This window comes from Cellulosimicrobium sp. Marseille-Q8652, from assembly GCF_965112045.1.
This window is the reverse complement of sequence record NZ_CBCOPS010000001.1, coordinates 1,069,485-1,091,769: the sequence shown is the minus strand read 5'-3', so window position 1 is coordinate 1,091,769 and position 22,285 is coordinate 1,069,485. Positions and strand designations below refer to the sequence as shown.

At 73.3% G+C, this 22,285-nt stretch carries 12 protein-coding genes and 1 tRNA gene; 11 read left to right on the top strand and 2 right to left on the bottom strand.

Annotation, left to right across the window (positions count from 1 at the left end):
• Positions 1-175: 175 nt before the first annotated feature.
• From ACWPWV_RS04770 to ACWPWV_RS04735, 8 genes are all read left to right on the top strand, one after another.
• On the top strand, positions 176-6,346 hold the full coding sequence (locus ACWPWV_RS04770) for a glycoside hydrolase family 2 TIM barrel-domain containing protein (RefSeq protein WP_454041804.1): 6,171 nt from the start codon (positions 176-178) through the stop codon (positions 6,344-6,346).
• A gap of 175 nt (positions 6,347-6,521) precedes the next feature.
• A complete protein-coding gene (locus tag ACWPWV_RS04765) occupies positions 6,522-7,640 on the top strand; it encodes an ROK family transcriptional regulator (RefSeq protein WP_454041803.1) in 1,119 nt (372 codons plus the stop codon).
• Positions 7,637-8,761, top strand: coding sequence for a substrate-binding domain-containing protein (locus ACWPWV_RS04760; protein WP_454041802.1), 1,125 nt, complete (start codon positions 7,637-7,639; stop codon positions 8,759-8,761). Before ACWPWV_RS04765 ends, ACWPWV_RS04760 begins: the two co-directional genes overlap by 4 nt.
• Entirely contained in the window at positions 8,758-9,528 is a 771-nt protein-coding gene (locus ACWPWV_RS04755; protein WP_435738222.1) for an ATP-binding cassette domain-containing protein, read from the top strand. Before ACWPWV_RS04760 ends, ACWPWV_RS04755 begins: the two co-directional genes overlap by 4 nt.
• Positions 9,525-10,745, top strand: coding sequence for an ABC transporter permease subunit (locus ACWPWV_RS04750; RefSeq protein ID WP_435738223.1), 1,221 nt, complete (start codon positions 9,525-9,527; stop codon positions 10,743-10,745). The genes ACWPWV_RS04755 and ACWPWV_RS04750 overlap by 4 nt, the downstream gene beginning before the upstream one ends.
• A gap of 3 nt (positions 10,746-10,748) precedes the next feature.
• The gene (locus ACWPWV_RS04745; protein ID WP_454041801.1) at positions 10,749-11,852 is read left to right on the top strand and encodes a LacI family DNA-binding transcriptional regulator; all 1,104 of its coding nucleotides are present in this window, start codon (positions 10,749-10,751) and stop codon (positions 11,850-11,852) included.
• A 135-nt stretch (positions 11,853-11,987) separates the two neighbouring features.
• Entirely contained in the window at positions 11,988-17,420 is a 5,433-nt protein-coding gene (locus tag ACWPWV_RS04740) for a GH92 family glycosyl hydrolase (protein ID WP_454041800.1), read from the top strand.
• 173 nt (positions 17,421-17,593) lie between these two features.
• Complete coding sequence (locus ACWPWV_RS04735) at positions 17,594-18,880, top strand: AGE family epimerase/isomerase (protein ID WP_454041799.1); 1,287 nt, start codon at positions 17,594-17,596, stop codon at positions 18,878-18,880.
• 360 nt (positions 18,881-19,240) lie between these two features.
• Here ACWPWV_RS04735 and ACWPWV_RS04730 read toward each other — a convergent pair.
• Positions 19,241-19,311, bottom strand: a tRNA-Gly gene (locus tag ACWPWV_RS04730).
• A gap of 114 nt (positions 19,312-19,425) precedes the next feature.
• Here ACWPWV_RS04730 and ACWPWV_RS04725 point away from each other — a divergent pair.
• Entirely contained in the window at positions 19,426-19,950 is a 525-nt protein-coding gene (locus ACWPWV_RS04725; RefSeq protein WP_454041798.1) for a TM2 domain-containing protein, read from the top strand.
• Between the two features lie 8 nt (positions 19,951-19,958).
• Here the strand turns inward: ACWPWV_RS04725 and ACWPWV_RS04720 are convergent, their stop codons facing one another.
• A complete protein-coding gene (locus ACWPWV_RS04720) occupies positions 19,959-20,285 on the bottom strand; it encodes a YtxH domain-containing protein (RefSeq protein WP_454041797.1) in 327 nt (108 codons plus the stop codon).
• A gap of 121 nt (positions 20,286-20,406) precedes the next feature.
• On the opposite strand from ACWPWV_RS04720, the gene dcd reads away from it, so the two are divergent.
• Together dcd and ACWPWV_RS04710 are read left to right on the top strand one after the other, a co-directional pair.
• Positions 20,407-20,982 (top strand): dCTP deaminase, encoded by a 576-nt coding sequence (gene dcd / locus ACWPWV_RS04715; RefSeq protein ID WP_454041796.1) that lies wholly within the window; start codon positions 20,407-20,409, stop codon positions 20,980-20,982.
• 10 nt (positions 20,983-20,992) lie between these two features.
• Positions 20,993-22,066, top strand: a complete 1,074-nt coding sequence (locus tag ACWPWV_RS04710) for a hypothetical protein (RefSeq protein ID WP_454041795.1) — start codon at positions 20,993-20,995, stop codon at positions 22,064-22,066.
• The last annotated feature ends 219 nt before the right edge of the window (positions 22,067-22,285 follow it).

Below are 22,285 nucleotides of genomic sequence, written 5' to 3'. Positions count from 1 at the left end.
GGGTCGTGTTGTTTTTTGTTGAGATGTGATCGTAGACTGCCCGTGCGCCGGTCCCCGAGCGCTCGTCCGTCCGGTGCGGCCCGCGCGTCGCACCCGCCGTCCCGGCAAGCCCACGGCCCGCGTCGTCGCCGACGCTCAGCCGCAACACGCAGCACCGCGCCCTCGAAGGAGAGAGATGCGAAGCACGAGCGACGTCCTCGGACGTCCTGTCCACCGCAGAACCGTCCGATGGGCGGTCGCGGCCGCGGCCGCTGCGGGACTCGTCGTCTCCGGCCTGGTCGCTCCGGCGGCCGGTGCGGTCGCGGTCCCCACGGCGGTCGACAACCCTGACGTCACCGGCTCCGAGTGGACGACGCCGACGGCGGTGAAGGTCGGCCAGACACCGGCCCGGTCGGTCATGGTGCCCTTCGACACGGTCGACGAGGCCAAGGCCAACCCGACCCTCCACCAGGCGCAGCGCGCGTCGGAGAACGTCCGCCTGCTCAACGGCACGTGGCAGTTCAACCAGGTGGACGCCCCGGCCGACAAGCCTGACGTCTCCGGCGTGACGAGCATCCCGGACGAGGGGTACCAGGACATCGAGGTCCCGTCGAGCTGGCAGGTGGCCGGCCGGTACGCGGGAGCCCTGGGCACCGACTTCCCGATCTACAACAACCAGGACTACCCCTTCCAGGCCTCCGGCGGGGGCGTCCCGAACCAGGGCGACTTCGACGCCGCGCAGGCGCCGACGGCGTTCAACCCGGTCGGCACCTACATGCGCACGCTCGACCTCACCGCGCAGGACATCGCCGACAACCGGCTGATCCTGTCGTTCCTCGGCGTCGAGTCCGGGTTCTACCTCTCCGTGAACGGCGCCGTCGTGGGGTACGGCGAGGACAGCTTCAGCACGTCGGAGTTCGACGTCACCGACTACGTGCACGAGGGCGAGAACCTCATCACCGTCCAGGTGTACCGGTGGACCACGGGCAGCTTCCTGGAGAGCCAGGACGGGCTGAACTTCGCCGGGATCCACCGCGACGTCTACCTCACGGTCCAGCCCGAGGTCGCGGTGTACGACTACGACGTCGAGACGACGTTCACGGACCACGACTACTCCTCCTCGCAGCTCGAGGTCGAGGTCGACGTGGCGAACACGTCGGCGGAGGCCGCGGAGCGCACCGTGCGCGCGCACCTCTTCGACGCGCAGGGCGAGCCGGTCGGGGAGCCCGTGAGCGCCACCGTCACGGTCGGTGCCGGCGAGACGGGCACCGCCGACCTCAGCACCACCGTCGAGAACCCCGCGCTCTGGTCCGCCGAGCTGCCGAACCTCTACACGCTGGTCCTCGAGCTGGCCGACGCGGAGGGGACGACGCTCGAGACCTTCGGCAAGCGCGTCGGCTTCCGCGAGTTCTTCATGGAGCACGCGGGCACGTCGGACTCGACGTCGAACATGCGCATCAACGGCCAGAACATCGAGCTCTACGGCGTCAACCGCGGCGAGAACGACCCCGCGTACGGGCACCACGTGCCGTACGAGAACGTCGTGGCCGACGTGCGCAACGCCAAGCAGCTCAACATGAACGCGATCCGCACGAGCCACTTCCCCCCGGACCCGCACCTGCTCGACCTCGCGGACGAGTACGGCCTGTACGTCATGGACGAGGTGAACGTCGAGTCGCACAACGGGCGCGACGGCATCAACAACACGCCGTACGCCATCGACCCGTCGCTGACGAGCCGTGACTTCCCGGGCAACGACTCGCGGTACACGGTCTCGATGGAGCAGCGCATGCGCAGCATGGTCGAGCGGGACAAGGGCTACGCCTCGGTGATCATCTACTCGCTCGGCAACGAGGCGGGCACCGGACCGAACTTCGACACGATGATCGACGTCATCAAGGAGCTCGACGGCGAGAAGCTGGTCCACTACCAGGGCGACAACGGCAACCCGCGCGTCGACATGATCGGCGCGATGTACCCGGCCTACAACGCCGCGAACCGCCCGACGGCGGAGAAGCCGTTCATCATGATGGAGTACCAGCACTTCATGGGGAACACGGGCGGCGAGCTGTCGCGCTACGTCGACATCATGGAGAGCAGCCACCGCCAGCAGGGCGGGTTCATCTGGGACTACGTCGACCAGTCGGCGCTGACGCTCAAGGAGGGCGTCGACACGTCCGACGGGGTCACCCGCGACGACCTGTTCTTCGGCATGGACGGCAGCTGGCCGCAGGTGTCCGGGGACGGCAACTTCCTCATGAACGGCGTGCTCTTCCCGGACCGCACGTGGAAGCCCGGCGCCTACGAGGTCAAGAAGCAGTACCAGGACCTCAAGTTCTCCCAGACGGACGCGCAGCGCGCGGAGCGTCAGGTCACGATCACGAACCTCAACCGGTTCAAGAACGCGAGCTACTACGACATCGTGTGGTCCCTGCAGGAGGACGGGGCGACCGTCCAGACCGGCACGCTGACCGACGCCGAGGCGGACCTCGCGCCGCCCACGGGCGACGTGGCCGCCGGCTCGACGAAGACGGTGACGCTCCCGTACGGCGTCGAGGACCCGACGCCGGGGGCCGAGTACCAGCTCCTCGTCGAGTACCGGCTCGCCGCGGACACGCCCTACGCGGAGGCGGGGTACGTCCAGGGCAGCGCCCAGTTCGCGCTCGACGCCCGTGGCGTCGACCAGGTCGTCGACCTCGACGCGCTCGCCGCGTCGCGCACGGACGTCTCCGACGACGCCGTGACCGTCACGGGCACGACCCCCGGGGGCTCGCCCTTCACGGTCGCGGTCGACACGGCGACGGGCCTGCTGGACACGTACCGCGTCGGCGACGAGGACCTCGTCACCAAGGCGCCCGTGGGCTCGTTCTTCCGTGCCGAGACCGACCAGAACGGAGCGGTCCGCGGCAACGCGCACAACCTCGCGACGCCGGAGGGCTACCAGGGCTGGCTGAACCAGGGCGAGGACCTGCAGGCAGTCTCCGTCAACACGCTCGGCGGGGACGGCGGTGCGACGAAGATCGTCGTCAACGCGACGCTGCGCAACGGCAGCGCGTACACGACCACGTACACGGTGTACGCCGACGGGACGGTCGTCGTGGGGGCGCGGCTCGTGCCGTCCGCCGAGGCACCCGACCAGCTCGGCGAGTTCGGCATGATGATGCAGCTCCCGAGCCGCTTCGAGAACGTCGAGTGGTACGGGCGCGGGCCGTCGGAGACCTACTGGGACCGCAAGGCCGGCAACAACGTCGGCGTGTGGTCCGGCACGGTCACCGACCAGTTCGTGCCCTACCCGCGCATCCAGGAGAACGGGAACAAGACCGACGTGCGCTGGATGGCGCTCACCGACGACGACGGCACCGGCCTGCTCGCCTCGATGACGTACGGCGAGGGCTACTCGGGCGACCCGCTCGAGGCGGTCGCGCTGCACCACACGCCGGAGTCGCTGTCGTCCTTCAGCTCCAAGAAGCGCTACCCGCACGAGGCCGAGCGGACGGACGACGTGGTGCTGCGCGTGCTCGAGCACCAGAAGGGCGTCGGCAACCTCGACTGGGGCTCCGAGCCGCCGTCGGCGATGATCCGCAAGACCGACGCGGCGCTGCTCGACTACACGTACACGCTCGCGCCGCTCGAGGCCGGCTCCGACCCGATGGCGCGGTCCAAGGCCATCTACCCGGCGCCGACGTTCGCGCTGCTGGACTCCGTGTCGGTCGACGGCATGCCCCTCGACGGGTTCACCCCGGAGACGTTCGGCTACGACTTCACGCTCCCCGAGTACTACCCGGAGTCGCTGCTGCCGGAGGTCACGGCGACCGCTCCCGAGGGCACGACGGTGACGATCGACCAGCCGACGGAGATCCCCGGGACGGCCGTGCTGCACGTGACGTCCGGTGCGTCGTCGGTGGACTACACCGTGAACATCGAGCGGGCCCCCGAGCCGCAGCCCGTGCTCGCGGTCTCCGACCTCGTCGCCGTGCCGCCGACCGTGTCGGCGTCCGGCGCCTACACCGGCGGACAGCCCGGCGTGGGCGACCTGCTGTACGCGTACAGCGGCTACTCCCGGATCTTCGAGGACGTCAGCGGGACGGGCGCGGCCCTCCAGACGGCGAGCGGCACCTACGAGAAGGGCTTCCAGGGCAACGCGCACCAGATCGTCGACCTCGACATCTCCGGCCACGCGGTGACCACGTTCTCCGGCACCGGCGGGATCGACCCCTCGAAGTGGTCGGGCTCGGGCGCGACACGCTCCAGCGTGATCTTCGAGGTGTGGGGCCACCCGGACGTCGACGCGCTGACCGCCGACTACTACGCGCCGATGGCTCCGGGCGCGGCGGGCACCGGCACGGTCGTCACGGACGGCTGGACGAAGCTCGCCGCCAGCCCGGTGATGTCCGGGCGGAACGACTTCGCGTTCGACGAGGTGCCCCTGACCTACGAGGCGGACGGCGGGACCGCCCGCTACGAGGCGCTGCGCCTCGTGATGAACGCGAACGGCGACAACGGCCACGACCAAGGTGTGTGGGGCGACCCGCGCATCGCCGTCGACCTGCCGGAGGACCCTCAGCTCCAGGGGATCTCGCTCGACGGTGCGACCCTGCCCGGCTTCGACCCCGAGGTGCACGAGTACGCGCTGGTGCTCGGGTCCGGTGCCGACGTGCCGACGGTCTCGGTCGACCACGACCGCGGTCTCTTCGTCCACGTCACCCAGGCGACGGAGGTACCGGGCACCGCGACGGTCCGCGTCGGCACCGAGACCTACGAGATCGCGTTCGAGCGTGCCGGGTCCCCGGAGGGCCAGCAGGCCTACGTCGGCGACCTCGTCACGGTCCCCGGCTCGATCGCCGAGGACGGCGAGGACCAGTCCGCGGTGCTGCACGGCAACCTGCTGTACGCCTACAGCAGCTCCGGCGGCGTCTACCTCGACCGCAGCGAGGGCGCGGGGGGCGACACGACCCTGCGCCTGCGCGAGAGCGGCGAGGGCGCGGGGGCCGTGGTCGAGGAGTACGAGCACGGCCTGGCCGGCCGGGCCGCGCAGGTGCTCGACGTCGACGTGTCCCACCGGGACGCGCTGCGCTTCACGGCGGACGTCGGCGTGGACTGGACGATGCAGCCCGACGGCGGCGACGGCACGGCCGTCCGGTTCGCGGTGTGGGGTGCGCGCGACGCCGCGTCGCTCACGAACGGCTTCTACGCCGGGGCGACGGGCGCCGACGTGCCCACCGAGGGCTGGGACGAGCTGGGCACCTCTCCGGTCCTGGCGAACGCCGACTACTCGGGCGACCTCGAGGTCCAGCACGACCTGCACCGGTTCGACCTCGACCTGACCTACGTCGGCGAGGACGGCGAGCGCCACCCGTACGAGGCGCTGCGACTGCTGATGCTCCCGGCCGAGGGCGCGACGGTTCCCGCGCAGGGGGTGTGGGGCGACCCGCAGGTGACGTTCGTGGGCGACGAGCTCGACGAGCCCGTCGACATGATCCGGCTGACCTCCGAGGTGAGCGGGACGACGGCGTCGGTCGGCTACCTGCTCAGCACCGAGCCGACCGGCGAGAAGATCCGCAGCATCGCCGTGGCGTACGACGACGCGAACCGGATGCTCGGCTACCGCGAGGTCACGTTCGACACCGAGGACGGCAACCAGGACGGCGACCTGCCGGTCTCGCTGCCGGAGGGCACCACGCCTGCGTCGCTGTCCTACCTCCTCGTGCGGGACGGCACGCTCGCACCGGTGGCGGGTGCGTGGACGAAGGACCTCGCGGCCGGGGAGGAGTCCTTCTCCCACGCGGCGCTGCGCGAGGTGGTCCCCGGCTCCGAGCCGACGTTCGAGGTCGGCTTCGCGGCGGACACGCAGTCGGTCACGCTGGACGGCTCCGGGTTCTCCCCGGGTGCGGTCCTCGTCGTCGAGGCGACCGCGGAGGGCGTGGACGGTCTGGACCACGTCGCGTTCGTCACGGCCGACGGCCGCGGCGTGCTCGACTACACCTACCGTTCCGCCGCGGGCTCGCTCGACGAGATCACGGTGCGGGTGGGCGGCCAGGGCGTCGACGGCGTCATCGAGCGGCCCGAGGCCGCCGACGGCGTGGCCGTCACCGCGACCGCCGACGTGCGGTGCCTCGCGGGCAAGCCCTACCTCGCGGTCCGCGCGGTCAACGACGACGACGTCCCGGTGGACGTCGAGATCGCCACCCCGTACGGGACGAAGACGTTCACCGGCGTCGCGCCGGGCACGAGCGCGTACCAGTCCTTCGCGGTGCGGGGCGCCACCCCGCAGGCCGACGCCGTGACGGTCACCGCCCGTCCGTCGGACGGTGCGGAGGGCCGCGAGACCGTCGTCACGCCGGAGCACCCCGCTCCGACCTGCGGCTGACCGACCCCCGGGGGTGCGCCGGTCGTCCGACCGTCGGACCGGCGCACCCCGGGGCCTCGGGCTCGCAGCTCAGGCCAGGAAATGAACGCAAGGAGCTATTCTGGCGCTCGTGCGCGCTGACCGGGTGACCCCGGGCTCGCAGACTTCACTGCGTGAGGCCAACCGAGCCCGGATCGTGAGCGCCGTCCAGCAGCGTGGCTCCCTCACGCAGATCGAGCTGGCCGGCGTCACGGGGCTGTCCCCGGCCACCGTCTCCAACATCGTCAAGGAGCTCACGGGTGCGGGCGTCCTGCACACGTCGCCGTCGACGCGCAGCGGGCGGCGCGCGCTCCAGGTGACGCTCGCGCGCAACCTCGGCCTCGTCGCCGGCGTCCACTTCGGCACGCGCTCGCTGCGCGTCGCGCTCGCCGACGCCTCGATGCGGGTCCTCGCCGACCAGCGCATGCCCCTCGCGCCCGACCACCGTGCCGACACCGGCCTCCAGCGCGCCGCGATGCTCGTCGAGGAGATGGTCGCCTCGGTCGACGCCGCGCCGGGCGAGCTGCTCGCCGTCGGGGTCGGGGTCCCGGCGCCCGTGGACGTGCGCACCGGCCGCATCGCGACGGTGGGGATGCTGCGCGGCTGGGACGGCGTGGTGGTGCCCGAGCTGCTCGAGGCGGAGGTCGGCGCGCCCGTGACCGTGGACAACGACGCGAACCTCGGCGCGCTCGCCGAGACGCGTTTCGGTGCGGCGCAGGGCCACGACGCGGTCGCGTACCTGCGCGTCTCGCACGGCGTGGGCGGCGGGCTGGTGCTCGGCGGGCGCCTCGTCCACGGGCGCGGCGGGGTCGCGGGCGAGATCGGGCACGTGACGATCGACGAGAACGGACCCATCTGCCGGTGCGGCAACCGTGGCTGCCTCGAGACGTTCGTGGGCGCGAACGTGCTGCTCGGCATGCTCTCCGAGAGCCGCGGCCACCTCACGCTGCGCGACGTCATCGCCCGCGCCCGCGAGGGCGACCCCGGCTGCCGACGCGTCCTGTTCGACGCCGGGCAGCACCTCGGCGTCGCCGCGGCGAACCTGTGCAACCTCGTCGACCCCGAGATCGTCGTCGTCGGCGGGCAGCTCGCCGAGGCGGGCGAGATCCTGCTGGGGCCGCTGCGCACCGTCCTCGAGCAGCGCACCGTGCCGAGCACGGCCGGACCGGTCGCGGTCGTCGCGTCCGCGCTGGGCTCGGCGGCCGAGGTCCGGGGCGCGCTCGCCGTCGCGCTCGACACGGCGCGCGTCAGCGGTGCGCTGGGGGTGGGGGCATGAGCCGCGGGCACGGGGCCCCGGCGCCCGCACCGCGTCGTCGGGCCCGGGCGCTCGCGGCGCTCGCCGCGGTGACGCTCGCGCTGGGCGCGGGCTGCGCCGTCGACCGGGGTGCGGAGCAGTCCGGACCGTCCGAGGGCACGATCGGGCTCCTGCTGCCCGAGGCGAAGACGGCCCGGTACGAGACGACGGACCGCCCGACGTTCGTGTCCGTGGTCGAGCGACGCTGCCCCACGTGCGAGGTGCTGTACGCCAACGCCGCCCAGGACGCGGCGAACCAGCAGCAGCAGGCCGAGTCGATGCTCGCGCGCGGCGCGGACGTCCTCGTGCTCGACGCCGTCGACACGGTCGCCGCCGTGAGCGTCGTGGCGGAGGCGCAGCGCCTCGGGGTGCCCGTCATCGCCTACGATCGCTTCGTCGCCGACGCGAACTACTACGTGTCGTTCGACAACGAGCTCATCGGCTACCTCATGGGGGAGGCCCTGGTCGGCGCGGTCGAGGCCCGCTCCGAGGAGGACCCGACCGCGGAGGGCCGACCGGGGGTGCTGCTCGTCCAGGGGTCGCCGACCGACCCGAACTCCGCGGCGCTCGCCGCGGGCGCCCACCGCGCTCTCGACGGAGAGGACATCGACGTGCTCGCCGAGTACGACACCCCCGACTGGAGCCCCGACAAGGCGACCGAGTGGGTCGAGGGCCAGCTCACCCAGTACCCCGGCCGCGTCGACGGCGTCTTCGCCGCGAGCGACGGCATCGCGGGCGGAGCCATCGCCGCGATGAAGGCCGCGGGCCTCGACCCCGTCCCGCCGACGACCGGGCAGGACGGCGAGCTCGCCGCGGTCCAGCGGGTCGTCTCGGGCGACCAGTACATGACGGTCTACAAGGCGACCACGCAGCAGGCGCGCACCGCCGCCGAGCTCGCGGTCCGGCTGCTGCGGGGGCAGGACCCCCGCGCCACGGCCGTGATCGACGGCGTGCCGAGCCTCCTGCTCGCGCCGCGCGCCGTCGGGCCCGACGACGTCCAGCGCGTCCTCGTCGACGGCGGCGTCTACACCGTCGACGAGATCTGCACCCCGTACTACGTCGAGGCCTGCGTCGACGTCGGCCTGCTGGAGGCGGCCTCGTGAGCGAGCCCCAGCCGGTCCTGTCGCTGCGCGGCGTGTCGAAGAGCTTCGGCGGCGTGCGCGCGCTCGTCGACGTGGACGTCGACGTGCACGAGCACGAGGTCCTCGCCGTCGTCGGGGACAACGGCGCGGGGAAGTCGACGCTCGCGGGCGTCGTCGCCGGCGCGTTCCGCCCCGACACGGGGCAGGTCCTGCTCGACGGCGAGCCCGTCGCCATCTCGTCGCCGAAGGCGGCCCGCGAGCTGGGGATCGCCGCCGTCTTCCAGGACCTCGCGCTCGTCGACGACCTCGACGTCGTCGAGAACCTCTTCCTCGGGCAGGAGACGGTCCACGGACCGTTCCTCGACGAGGTCGCGATGGAGCGCGAGGCGTGGGGGCTGCTGGACCAGCTCGCCGCGACCGTGCCGTCGGTGCGGCTCCCCGTCCGGGCGCTGTCCGGCGGGCAGCGCCAGGTCGTCGCCGTGGCGCGCGCCCTCCTGGGGGCCCCGCGCGTGCTCGTCCTCGACGAGCCGACGGCGTCGCTCGGCGTGCGCCAGACCGCCGAGGTCCTCAACCTCATCGAGAAGCTGCGCGAGCGCGGCCACGCCGTCGTGCTCGTGAGCCACCAGGCGGGCGAGCTGCAGGCCGTGGCCGACCGCATCCTCGTCCTGCGGCTCGGGCGCGTGCACGGCGAGTTCGCGGGCGACACGTCGTACGAGGACCTGCTCGCCGCGATGACCGGCGCCGTCCGTCCCGGCCGACCGGGTGGCCCGAGGGCGGTGCCGCGATGAGCGTCCCCGGCCCCACGACGGGCCTCCCACTCGACCGCGCGGGCGACCGGCACGGCACGCTCTCGGGGTCCGTCGTGCAGCGCGTGCGCGGCGCGCACCTCGGCATGCTCCCGATCGTCGGCGCCCTCCTCGTCATCTGGGCCGTCCTCGGCGTCATCAACCCCGCGTTCCTCTCCGCGGAGAACCTCGTCAACCTCACCCTCCAGAGCGCCCCGACCGGGATGATCGCCCTCGGCGTCGTGCTCGTGCTGCTCGTGGGGCAGATCGACCTCTCCGTCGGCTCGGTGAGCGGTCTGGCCGCGGCCGTGCTCGCCGTCGGGACGGTGAGCCTCGGGTGGCCCGTCGCGCTCGCGATCCTCGCGGCGCTCGCGGTGGGCGTCGTCGTCGGTCTCGGGTACGGGGCGCTCTCGACGCGCCTCGGGCTGCCGTCGTTCGTCTTCACCCTCGCGGGCCTGCTCATGCTCGCCGGCGTCCAGCTGCGGGTCCTCGGGCCCAACGGGTCGATCAACCTCCCCTTCGAGTCGTGGCTCGTGCGGACCGTCCAGCAGGGCTTCCTGCCGCAGCCCGTGGCGTGGGCCGTCGTGGCGGTGGTGGTCGCCGGGTACCTCGCGGTCCAGGTCGTCGACCACGTGCGCCGGGTCCGCGCGGAGCTGCCCGCGCCGGGCGCGGCGCGCATCGCGGTGCGGACCGGCGTCCTCGCCGTCGTGCTCGCCGGGACCGTCGCGTACCTCGGCACCGCCCGCGGTGTCGGGTACACCGTCGTGCTGTTCGTCGCGCTCGTCGTCGTGGTCGACGTCCTGCTGCGGCGCACGCGGTGGGGACGCTCGGTGCGCGCCGTCGGCGGGGACCGCCGGTCGGCGCTGCTCGCGGGCGTCGCCGTGCGCCGCACGGTCGTCTCGTGCTTCGTCGCGTGCTCCACGTTCGCGGCCCTCGGCGGCGTCCTCGCGGCCGGCCGGCTGGCCGCGGCGAACCAGGGCACCGGTGGTGCGGACACGTACCTCACGGCCATCGCCGCGGCGGTCATCGGCGGCACGAGCCTCTTCGGCGGGCGGGGCAGCGCGTGGTCCGCGCTGCTCGGCGTGCTCGTCATCCAGTCGATCGCGAACGGCCTCACGCTGCTCAACCTCGACACGGCGACGCGGTACATCGTGACCGGAGCGGTCCTGCTGCTCGCTATCGTCGTCGACATGCTCATCCGCGGTCGACGAGAGGTCTAGACGATGGTGCTGCAGGGGGAACCCGACGCGACGACGCCGACGGCGTACGGCCAGAGGCGTGCGCCCGGCGGGCGCGGGGGAAGGCGCCCGACGCTCGCCTCGGTCGCCGAGCTCGCCGGCGTGAGCCTCAAGACCGCGTCGCGCGTGCTCAACGACGAGCCCAACGTCGCCGCACCCACGCGGGAGAAGGTGCAGGACGCCGCCCAGCGGCTCGGGTTCCGGCGCAACGCGGTCGCGGCCGACCTGGCGCGCGGCGGCTCGTCGCGCCTCGTGGGGTTCGTCACCGGTGACCTCGCCAACCCGTTCTACTCGGCGCTCGCGAGCGGGATCGAGCGGGAGCTGCGCCACCACGGCCTCCAGCTCATCACGACGAGCTCCGACGAGGACCCGGCGCGGGAGCGCAGCCTCACGGAGGCCCTCGTCGAGCGCCGCGTCGGGGCGCTCGTCGTGACGCCCACCGCGACCGACCACTCGGCCCTCCAGCGAGAGCTCGACGGCGGCCTGCCCGTGGTCTTCGTCGACCGTCCGGCGCAGGGGGTCGAGGCCGACACCGTGGTCATCGACAACCGGGGCGGGATGCGCGACGCCGTGACGCACCTCCTCGCGCACGGTCACCGGCGGATCGCGCTCGTGGGCGACGAGTCGAGGCTGTGGACGTTCCAGGAGCGTCGGGACGAGTTCGTCGCGACCCTGCGCGGCGCGGGCGTCGAGTCGCCGCAGCACTACGTGCGCGACGGCGCCCACGACGCCGACCTCGCGCGCACGTTCGTCACCGAGCTGCTCGCGCTGCCCGAGCCCCCGACGGCGCTGCTCACCGCGAACAACAAGATCACGGTGGGCGCGCTCCAGGCGCTCCGCGACCACGCGGCAGGGCCGGACGGCGCCGCGGCACCCGTCGCGCTCGTGGGCTTCGACGACTTCGCGCTCGCGGACCTCCTCGACGTGACGGTCGTCGGCTACGACGTCGTCGAGATGGGGCGCAAGGCGGCGGCGCTCGCCGTGTCGCGCGCCGAGAACCCCGACCTGCCGCCGCGGCTCGTGGTCGTGCCGACGCGGCTCGTCGTGCGGGGCACCGGCGAGGTCGCGGCGCCGTCGTCGGACGGCTGACGTCTCGCTCCTGCCGTTGACACGGGTGCCCCGGGCGCATAGGTTCGGCCTGCCCCTGGCAGCGCTACCCCCTGCGCGCTGTCAGGGGCACCCACACAGGCTGACAGCGCTGTCGATCGAAGGAGATCGCTCGTCATGACCCCACTGCACCGCGGACGCGCCGCGCACCGCACGTCCGGCAGGTCGCGACCCCTCGGGATCGTGATCGCCGCCGCCCTGGCCGTCCCGCTCGCCGTCCCGCTGGGCGCCGCGACGGCGCTGCCGGCCGCGGCCGCCGAGCCGGGCGACTTCGCCTCGTCGTTCGAGCAGGGTGACACCGCCCCCCTCGCCACCACCGTCGCGGAGCGTGACGGCGCACCGTGGCAGACCAACATCGGCCCCTTCACGAGCGGGCTGCCCGGCAGCGTGCTGGGGAAGGTCAAGACCGTCACCGCGAGCGCCCAGAACCTGCCCAACGAGGGCGCGGCGAACCTCGCCGACGGCAGCTCGGGCACCAAGTGGCTCGCGTTCGCCCCGACCGGTTGGGTCGCGTACGAGTTCACCGAGCCCGTGTCGTTCGGCGCGTACGCGCTCACCTCGGCCGACGACGCCGCGGGCCGCGACCCGAAGACGTGGACCGTCGAGGGCTCGAACGACGGCTCGACGTGGACGCCCCTCGACCAGCGCGCGGAGGAGGACTTCCCGCAGCGCCAGCAGCAGCGGGTGTTCGAGCTCGACGCACCGACCGCGGCCTACACGCACCTGCGCCTCAACGTGACCGCCAACTCCGGCGACCCGCTCGTGCAGCTCGCCGGCTGGGACCTCTCGGCGGACCTCGGCGCAGGCCCGAGCGCGGCCCCCATGACCACGAAGGTCGGGACCGGCCCCCGGGTGAACTTCACCAACAAGGCGGGCGTCGGCTTCACCGGCCTCGCGTCGCTGCGCTACGACGGCTCGCACCTGGCGGACGGCCCGGCGAGCGCGACGAACGTCCTCTACGACGACGTCGACGTCGAGGTGGGCGCGGACACCCGCCTGAGCTACACGATCTTCCCCGAGCTCCTCGACGACCTGCAGTACCCGTCGACGTACGCCGCGGTCGACCTCCTCTTCACCGACGGCACGTACCTGTCCGACCTCGAGGCGCGCGACGCGCACGAGACCGTCGCGACGGCGCGCGCCCAGGGCGAGGGCAAGATCCTCTACGCCGACCAGTGGAACTCCGTGCGCGTCGACCTCGGGGACGTGGCGGAGGGCAAGACGGTCGACCAGGTGCTGCTCGGCTACGACAACCCGGGCGGCGAGGCCGGCACCCGGTTCGCGGGCTGGCTCGACGACGTCGCGCTCACGGCGCAGCCGGAGACGGTCGACGGATCGAGCCTCGCGAACTACGTGGACACGCGCCGCGGCACGCTGTCGAGCGGCAGCTTCTCGCGCGGCAACAACATCCCCGCGGCCGCGGTCCCCAACGGCTTCAACTTCTGGGTGCCGATGACGAACGCGTCGTCGCAGAGCTGGCTGTACGAGTACCAGAAGGCCAACAACGCGAACAACAAGCCCGTCCTCCAGGGCCTCGGCATCTCGCACGAGCCGAGCCCGTGGATGGGCGACCGCAACCAGCTCGCCTTCCTGCCTGCCGCCGGCCCCGCCACGGGTGCGCCGACCGGCACGCTCGCGCAGCGCGGGCTCGAGTTCGACCACGACGACGAGACGGCGCGGCCGGACTACTACGGCGTGACGTTCACCAACGGCAGCGCCCTCGAGGTGGCCCCGGCGGACCACGCCGCGGTGCTGCGCTTCACGTACCCGGGCGACGTCGGGCACGTGCTCGTCGACAAGGTCGACGGCACCTCGAAGCTCTCGTTCGACCAGGCCACGGGGACGCTCTCCGGGTGGGTCGAGAACGGCTCGGGCCTGTCCGTGGGCCGCTCCCGCATGTTCGTCGCCGGCACCTTCGACCGTAGTCCGACGGCGGTCGGGAACGCCGCGGGGAACCGCGCGGACGCGCGCTACGCCACGTTCGACACGTCGTCCGACGACACCGTCGAGCTGCGCGTCGCCACGTCGTTCATCGGCCTCGACCAGGCGCGCAAGAACCTGGCCCAGGAGGTCGACGGGAGGTCGTTCACCGAGGTCAAGGCCGCGGCGACCGACGCCTGGAACGACCGCCTGGAGGTCGTCGAGGTCGAGGGCGCGAGCGAGGACCAGCTCGTCACGCTCTACTCCAACCTCTACCGCCTCAACCTGTACCCGAACTCCCAGTTCGAGAACACGGGCACTCCCGAGAACCCCGTCCACAAGTACGCGAGCCCGGTGTCCCCGACGTCGGGCAGCGCGACGGACACCACGACCAACGCGAAGGTCGTCGAGGGCAAGATCTACGTCAACAACGGGTTCTGGGACACGTACCGCACGGCCTGGCCGGCGTACTCCTTCCTCTACCCGGAGCTCGCGGGCGAGCTGATCGACGGCTTCGTCGAGCAGTACCGCGACGGCGGCTGGATCGCCCGCTGGTCCTCGCCGGGCTACGCGGACCTCATGACCGGCACGAGCTCGGACGTCGCGTTCGCCGACGCGTACCTCAAGGGGTCGCTGCCGACCGACGTCGCGCTCGAGGCGTACGACGCCGCGGTGAAGAACGCGTCCGTCTCCCCGCCGAGCAACGCCGTGGGCCGCAAGGGCCTGCAGACGTCGCCGTTCCTCGGGTTCACGCCGGAGTCCACGCACGAGTCCGTGTCGTGGGGCCTGGAGGGCCTGATCAACGACTTCGGCATCGGCAACATGGCCGCGGCCCTCGCCGAGGACCCGGCCACGCCGGACGAGCGTCGCGAGACGCTGCGCGAGGAGTCCGCGTACTACCTCGAGCGCGCGACGCACTACGTCGAGCTGTTCGACCCCGAGGTCGACTTCTTCGTCCCGCGCCACGCGGACGGCGAGTTCGCGGTCGACCCGGAGACCTACGACCCCGAGGCCTGGGGCGGCGGCTACACGGAGACGAGCGGCTGGAACTTCGCGTTCCACGCCCCGCAGGACCCGCAGGGCCTCGCCAACCTGTACGGCGGCAAGGAGGGCCTCGAGGCCAAGCTCGACGAGTTCTTCTCCACCCCGGAGCAGGGCGCGGGCAACGGCGGCATCCACGAGCAGCGCGAGGCGCGCGACGTCCGCATGGGCATGTGGGGCATGAGCAACCAGGTGTCCCACCACATCCCGTGGCTCTACGACGCCGCGGGCGCTCCGCACAAGACGCAGGAGAAGGTCCGCGAGGTCACGCGCCGCCTCTTCGTCGGCAGCGAGATCGGCCAGGGCTACCCCGGTGACGAGGACAACGGCGAGATGTCGTCGTGGTGGATCTTCGCCTCCCTCGGCTTCTACCCGCTGCAGGTCGGCTCCGACCAGTACGCGGTCGGCTCGCCGCTGTTCGACAAGGCCACCGTGCACCTGCCCGGCGGCGACCTCGTGGTCAACGCCGAGAACAACTCGGTGGACAACGTCTACGTGCAGTCGCTCGCCGTCGACGGCGAGGCCCGCACCTCGACGTCGCTCTCGCAGGCGGACCTCTCGGGCGGTGCGACCCTCGACTTCGTCATGGGTCCGGAGCCGTCCGCGTGGGGGACGGGCGCTGACGACGCGCCGCCGTCGCTCACCGAGGGCGACGAGGCGCCGGAGCCGGTGAAGGACGCGACGGCGTCGGGCCTCGGCACGACGACCGTGACCGACGGCGACGCCGCGACGAGCGCCGCGGCGCTCGTGGACGACACGTCGGCGACGCGCACGACGTTCGCCGGCACCACCCCGACCGTCACGTGGTCGGGCAACGGCATCCGGCCGACCGTCGGCACGTACACGCTGACCTCGGGAGCGAGCGGGACGGCGTCGCCGTCCGCGTGGGCCCTCGAGGGCTCCGACGACGGCGAGACGTGGACGACGCTCGACGAGCGTTCCGGCGAGCAGTTCCGCTGGGCGCTGCAGACGCGGCCGTTCACCGTCGCCGAGCCGGCGGCGTACGCGCACTACCGGGTCGTCGTCACGGCGTCGGCCGGGGAGGGGGCGCTCTCGCTCGCCGAGGTCGAGCTGCTCGCCGACCCGTCCGAGTCCGGGGCCACCGAGCTCACGCTCAACGCCGCGGCGGACCGCGACGCCGTCACGGGTCGCGAGGTCGCCGCGACCTTCGCCACGGTCACGGGCGTCGACGACGCCGAGGGCCTGGACGCCACGGTCACGTTCGGCGACGGCTCCGAGCCGGTCGCCGGGACGCTCGTCCGGGGCGCCTTCGGGTCGTGGTCGGTGCAGGCCGCGCACACGTGGACCGCTCCGGGCGTCTACCCGGTCACGGTCACCGTGACGCCGGAGGGCGGGGAGCCCGTCACGGCGACCTCGTCGGTGTCGGTCGAGCTGCTGCGCGAGGGCTCGCTCGTCGGGGCGTTCGACAACGTGTGCATCGGCGACCCGGGCACGACCGTCGGCTCGTGCGACGGCCAGGGCGTCTTCTTCGACCGCACGCAGCTCGCGGCGAAGGGCTTCGTCCAGGGCGAGCGCGGGACCGTCCCCGGCACCGACCTGCAGTTCGACGTGCCCGCGGTCCCCGCGGGCGAGCCGGACAACGCGACCGGTGACGGACAGACGATCGAGCTCGACGTCCCCGCGGACGCGGAGCAGCTCTCGGTGATCGGGACGGGCACGGAGAAGAACCAGCAGGCCACGGGCACGCTGACCTTCGACGACGGCTCGACCCAGGCGATCGACCTGAGCTTCGGCGACTGGTCGGGCGCTGCCCGCAACCCCGTGTTCGGGAACATCCCCGTGGCCGTCACGGACAGCCGCCTGCGCGGCGGCAGCCCGCAGACCGGTACGCCCGCCGCGTTCTTCGCGACGGCGCCGATCACGCTCCCCGAGGGCAAGCGGCCCGTGAGCATCACGCTCCCGGACCAGCCGGGCGTGCTCGAGCGCGACGGCCGCATCCACGTGGTCGCGTTCGCGCACGACGGCACGTTCGTCGAGCAGGCCGCGCTCGAGGTGACGGCGGCGGAGGGCGTGAGCCTCGCCGTCGGGCAGGAGACCGACACCGTCCTGGCGACCGTCACCGGCGGGCGCGAGGGCGCGGAGCTCCGCGCCGCCATCACGTGGGGCGACGGGTCCGACGTCACGGCCGGTGCCGTGGCCGCGGAGGGCGAGGGCGCCACGGTGTCCGGGGCCCACGCCTACGCCGAGGCCGGGACGTACACCGCGTACGTCGTGGTCGACGACGGGTGGACGAGCAGCGTGGTCGAGGTCCCCGTGACCGTGACCGACGCCGCCCCGGCGCTCGACGTCGAGGTCACCACGAGCACGCGGTGCCTCGCCGGGAAGGCGTACGTCGCGGTCCGCGCCGTCAACGGCGAGGACGCGCCGCTCGCGATCCGGCTCGTCACGCCGTTCGGGACGAAGGCGTTCGCCGCGGTGCAGCCGGGTCAGTCGGCGTACCAGTCGTTCGCCGTCCGTGCGACGTCCGTGGAGGCCGGGACCGTGACGGTCGAGGCCGTCCGCGGGTCGGGCGACGAGGAGGTGACCGCGAGCGTCGAGGCCGGCTACGACACGCTCAGCTGCGGCTAGCCTCGCAGCAGGAAGCCCGCCTCGCGCCGCGGACGAGTCCTCAGGACCGTCCACGTCGTGAGGCGGGCCCGCACCACCGTCGGTGCCCCGGGATGATCCTCCCGGGGCACCGCGCCGTACCGGAGGGATTCCGGGCGCAGGCGTCGCCCACCTCCGCACACCGAAGGGCCCTCATGACCACCGACCGACCCACGCCCGCCACGGACCTCGCCGCGGACCGGATCCCCGACCTCGCCGCCTGGCGCCGCGACCAGCTCACCGCGCTGCTGCGCTTCGGCGAGCCGGTGCTGCGTGCCGACGGCGCCGCCCAGTGGCTCGACGACGACGGTCGCCCCGACCTCACGCGCCCCGTCCACACGTGGATCACGGCCCGCACCGCGCACGTGGAGGCGCTCGCCTCGTTGCTCGGGGTCCCGGGTGCGGGGGAGCGCGCGGACCGCGCGCTGCACGGGCTGCGCGCGGTGCTCGTGGACGCCGAGCACGGCGGGTGGGTGTCGTCGCGCGGCCCGGCGCCCCGGCCGGGCGACGTCGTGGACTCCGCCGAGGAGCCCGTCGACGGGACGAAGAGCGCCTACGCGCACGCGTTCGTCGTGCTCGCCGCGGCGTCCGGGACGATCGCGGGCCGCGACGGCGCGCGCGAGCTGCTCGACGCGGCGCTCGCCGTGCTCGACGAGCGGTTCTGGGAGCCCGGCCCGCGCATGCACGCCGACGAGTGGTCGCGCGACTGGACCGTGCTGAGCGACTACCGCGGCGTGAACGCCAACATGCACGCCGTCGAGGCGCTGCTCGCCGCGCACGACGCGACGGGCGACGGCGAGTGGCTGGCCCGTGCGGCGTCGGTCGCGGACCGCGTCGTGGGCTGGGCGGCCGGGAACGACTGGCGCATCCCCGAGCACTTCGACGCGTCGTGGACGCCGCTGCCCGAGTACAACGCGGACCGCCCGCGCGACCCGTTCAAGCCGTACGGCTCGACGCCGGGCCACGGGCTCGAGTGGGCGCGGCTGCTGCTGCAGCTCGACGTCGCGGCCGGCACGCCCGGCGCGCGGACCGAGGCTGCCGTCGCGCTGTTCGACCGCGCCGTGGCCGACGGCTGGGACGGTGAGCACGGCGGCGGGTTCGTCTACACCGTCGGGTGGGACGGCGTGCCCGTCGAGCCGCGCCGGTACCACTGGGTCGCGGCCGAGGCCGTCGCCGCGGCGGACGTGCTCGGCCGCGTGACCGGCGACCCGCGCTTCGCCGAGGCGGCCGCCGGCTGGTGGGCGTGGATCGACCGGTACGTGGTGGACCACGAGCGCGGGTCGTGGCACCACGAGCTGGACACCGCCAACCGGCCCGACGGCGTCACGTGGGTCGGCAAGCCCGACGTCTACCACGCGGCGCAGGCCGTGATCCTGCCGGACCTCCCGCTCACGGGCTCGCTCGCGGCGTCGGCCAAGGCGGCGGGCCGCATCCTGGGCTGAGGCGCTCCGCCGGACCCCGGGTACTGGGTCACGAGGTCTGCCGAACCCCGGGTCCTGCCGCGATCACAGCGCTGGTCGGGCCACGGCCCGGGATTCGGCGCGTCCGGTGGACCGCCAGGGTGCCGGCGTCGCGCGACGCAGGGTGCTCAGTGCTCGACCTCGACTCGGGCGTGCAGCGGTTCGACGCGCACCGCTTCTACCTGCGCGAGCGCCTGAGCATCGTGGGCCACCACTTCACGACGGCCCTGTGACGCCAACCCTCACCAGGTCCACTCCTCTTGATGAGGGTGACATCGAGGGTCGGCGAACCCGTGGACGACGAGAGCCCCGCACCTCGTGGTGCGGGGCTCTCGTGCGCTGAGCGGGTGACGGGAATCGAACCCGCGCTATCAGCTTGGGAAGCTGAAGTTCTACCATTGAACTACACCCGCGCGACGCTGGTGGCGCTCGCCCCGGCTCCTCTGGGAGGATCCTCGGCGAACCAGCGCGCGCCCCGATCATAGCGGACGTCGCCGGTGATGCCAGCACCGCTCCGAGGAGACGTCGTGACCGAGAACCCGTACCACCAGCAGCCCGACCCGCAGCAGGCCGCGCCCTACGGCGCCCCGCCCGCCGCGAGCCAGGACCCTGCCGCACCCGTGTACGGGAGCCCGGCGCCGACGTCGGGCACGCCGCCCACCGAGCCGCTCGCCCAGGGCTACGGCCAGCAGGCGTACCCGCCGCCCGGCCAGCCCTACGGGTACCCGCCCCAGGGGCAGCAGGTCCAGCAGGGCCAGCCCTACGGCTACCCGGGCCGGTACGACCCCAACCTCGACCCGGCCGCGAAGTCGCGGCTCGCGGCGGGCCTGCTCGGCATCTTCCTCGGCAGCCTCGGCATCCACCGGTTCTACCTGGGCTACACCGGCATCGGCCTGACGATGCTGCTGGTCTCCGTGATCGGCGCGCTGCCCACGTTCGGCCTCGCACCCGCGGCGGTGTCGATCTGGGGCCTCGTCGAGGGGATCCTCTACCTCACGGCGAAGCAGGGCTCCTACGCCGTGGACTCGACGGGCCGTCCGCTCCGGGCCTGAGCCAGGGCCTAGATGCGGTAGTCGTCCCGGCCCGTCGGGTCGGGCGACGCCGCGTCGTCGGAGCCCGTGTGCCGGCCGAGCCCGGAGGCCTGGTCCTTGACCGCCCCGGCGACCTTGCCGCCCTGCTCCTTGGCGACGTCGGCGAGCTTCGCGCCCTGCTCCTTCGCGACGGTGGTCACCTTGTCCTGCGCGGTGTGGACCGCCGACTGGACGTCCTCGGACTGCCACAGGTCCTTGGCCTTGCCCTTGATCTCCTCGAACCGCTCGCGGCCGGCGCGGGTCCCGAGCACGTACCCGATCCCGATCCCGACGACGAGTGCGATCTTCGACTTCATGGGGTTCCTCCTCGTTCGGCTGGTCAGGCGAACCTAGTCAGTGCGGTGCCCGCTCGCGCGGGCTGGGACGTGCCGTGGGCGCGAGCCAGGGCCCTGCCGCGGTGTCGGCTAGCGTGTCCCCGTGCTGCTCTCCGACCGCGACATCAGGGCCGAGCTCGACGCGGGCCGCGTCCAGCTCGAGCCGTACGACCCGGCGATGCTCCAGCCGTCGAGCATCGACGTCCGGCTGGACCGGTTCTTCCGGTTGTTCGACAACCACAAGTACCCGTTCATCGACCCGGCGCAGGACCAGCCGGACCTCACGCGCCTCGTCGAGGTCGACCCGGCCGAGCCGTTCGTCCTGCACCCGGGGGAGTTCGTCCTCGGCTCGACGTTCGAGGCGGTGACGCTGCCCGACGACGTCGCGGCGCGCCTCGAGGGCAAGTCCAGCCTCGGCCGGCTCGGCCTGCTCACGCACTCGACGGCCGGCTTCATCGACCCGGGCTTCTCGGGGCACGTGACGCTCGAGCTGAGCAACGTCGCGACGCTGCCCATCACGCTGTGGCCGGGCATGAAGATCGGCCAGCTCTGCTTCTTCCGCCTGTCCTCGCCCGCCGAGCACCCGTACGGGTCGCAGCAGTACGGCTCGCGGTACCAGGGTCAGCGCGGACCGACGGCGTCGCGGTCGTTCCAGAACTTCCACCGGACGGACGTGTGAGGTGGCGCAGATGACGGCCCTGCCCCTCCTCGCGGACCCCGGCGGCCCCGGCGCCGCGCAGGGGTACCAGGCGCGCCACCTGCTCGGGCTGCCGGCGGACGTGCTCGTCGACGAGGTCGAGACGCTCGCGCTCTCGCGCTTCGCCGGCGCCCGGTGGGACGTCGCGCCCGCGGGCACGGAGCCCCTCGTCCCGCCCGCGCGCACCGCAGGCCCCGGCGAGCCGGGCGTGCTGCGCACGTCGCGGCACACGTCCCTCACCGGCCCGTTCGCGCCCACGGGGGCCGGGCTGGCGCCCGGCACCGAGCTCGTGTTCGACGTCGTGTGCCCCCGCGAGCGCGGCGAGGCGCCCTGGCCCGGGGGCAGCGACCGCGACGGGATCGGCCGCGCCTTCCCCGCGGCGCTGCCCGTGCGGGAGGAGGAGCGCGTCGTCGCGTGGCTGGTCGCGGCGGCCCGCCGGCTCGGCGGCTCGGTCCGCACCGACGTCGGGAACCCGGCCGCTCCGGGCGTCGTGCTCACGCCCGACCCCGGTGCGGCGATCGACATGTGCCTGTACTCCGACGTGTGGCTCGAGCCGAACGCCGCGCTCGCGCTCGTCGCGCGGCTGCACCCGCGCACGATCCTGGCGACGGAGGGCGCGTCGTACCAGGGCCCGCCGCAGGGCATCACCGAGATGCCCCTGTACCCCGGCGAGAAGATGGACCCCGAGCTGCGCCGCGCGATCCACGCCGCGGCGGACGACGTCGACATCAAGGCTTTGACGACCGGTTCCGTGCTGGACGGCTACGGCCTGCTCGTCGACCTGGGGCTCGACGGGCTCGTCGCCGTCGAGGTGGGCGGCGAGGACCAGCTCCCGCTGCTCCTGCGCGGGCTGCCGTGGGCGTCGGGAGGTGCCGTCAGCTACCGGATCCGCTGGGAGCCCCGCGACCTGCTCGAGGCGCAGCAGGAGCAGCCGTCGATGGAGCACCGGATCGCGCGCAAGCGCGCGGCCGAGCTCGTCGCGCAGGTCGCGACGGCGCTGCACCGCGCGGTGGGCGGGGAGATCGCGGACGACTCCGACTTCCTCGTGGAGCCCGAGGACCTCTGAGCCGCGGGCGGGTCGGCCCGTGGCGCCTGCGCGGATGAGGAATCGGTCACGATCCCGGCGTCAGCCCGCATGCGGTCGTCGGCAGTCGGTAAAGTAGGGGCGGCCCGACTCCTCGTCCCCGCGGGGTCGTCGCCCTGCTTCGTCGTGCGCGCCTGCCCGAGGGTCGTCGCCGCGGCGACCGACAGGTCAGACAAGTGCAGCAAGCCCCGCCCACCCGCC

What these genes read in the sequence shown, in the direction of transcription:
- ACWPWV_RS04770 (WP_454041804.1), top strand. Translation starts at nt 176, where the DNA reads ATGCGAAGCACGAGCGACGTCCTCGGACGTCCTGTCCACCGCAGAACC.
- ACWPWV_RS04760 (WP_454041802.1), top strand. Translation starts at nt 7,637, where the DNA reads ATGAGCCGCGGGCACGGGGCCCCGGCGCCCGCACCGCGTCGTCGGGCC.
- ACWPWV_RS04750 (WP_435738223.1), top strand. Translation starts at nt 9,525, where the DNA reads ATGAGCGTCCCCGGCCCCACGACGGGCCTCCCACTCGACCGCGCGGGC.
- ACWPWV_RS04745 (WP_454041801.1), top strand. Translation starts at nt 10,749, where the DNA reads ATGGTGCTGCAGGGGGAACCCGACGCGACGACGCCGACGGCGTACGGC.
- ACWPWV_RS04740 (WP_454041800.1), top strand. Translation starts at nt 11,988, where the DNA reads ATGACCCCACTGCACCGCGGACGCGCCGCGCACCGCACGTCCGGCAGG.
- ACWPWV_RS04735 (WP_454041799.1), top strand. Translation starts at nt 17,594, where the DNA reads ATGACCACCGACCGACCCACGCCCGCCACGGACCTCGCCGCGGACCGG.
- ACWPWV_RS04720 (WP_454041797.1), bottom strand. Translation starts at nt 20,285, where the DNA reads ATGAAGTCGAAGATCGCACTCGTCGTCGGGATCGGGATCGGGTACGTG.
- ACWPWV_RS04710 (WP_454041795.1), top strand. Translation starts at nt 20,993, where the DNA reads ATGACGGCCCTGCCCCTCCTCGCGGACCCCGGCGGCCCCGGCGCCGCG.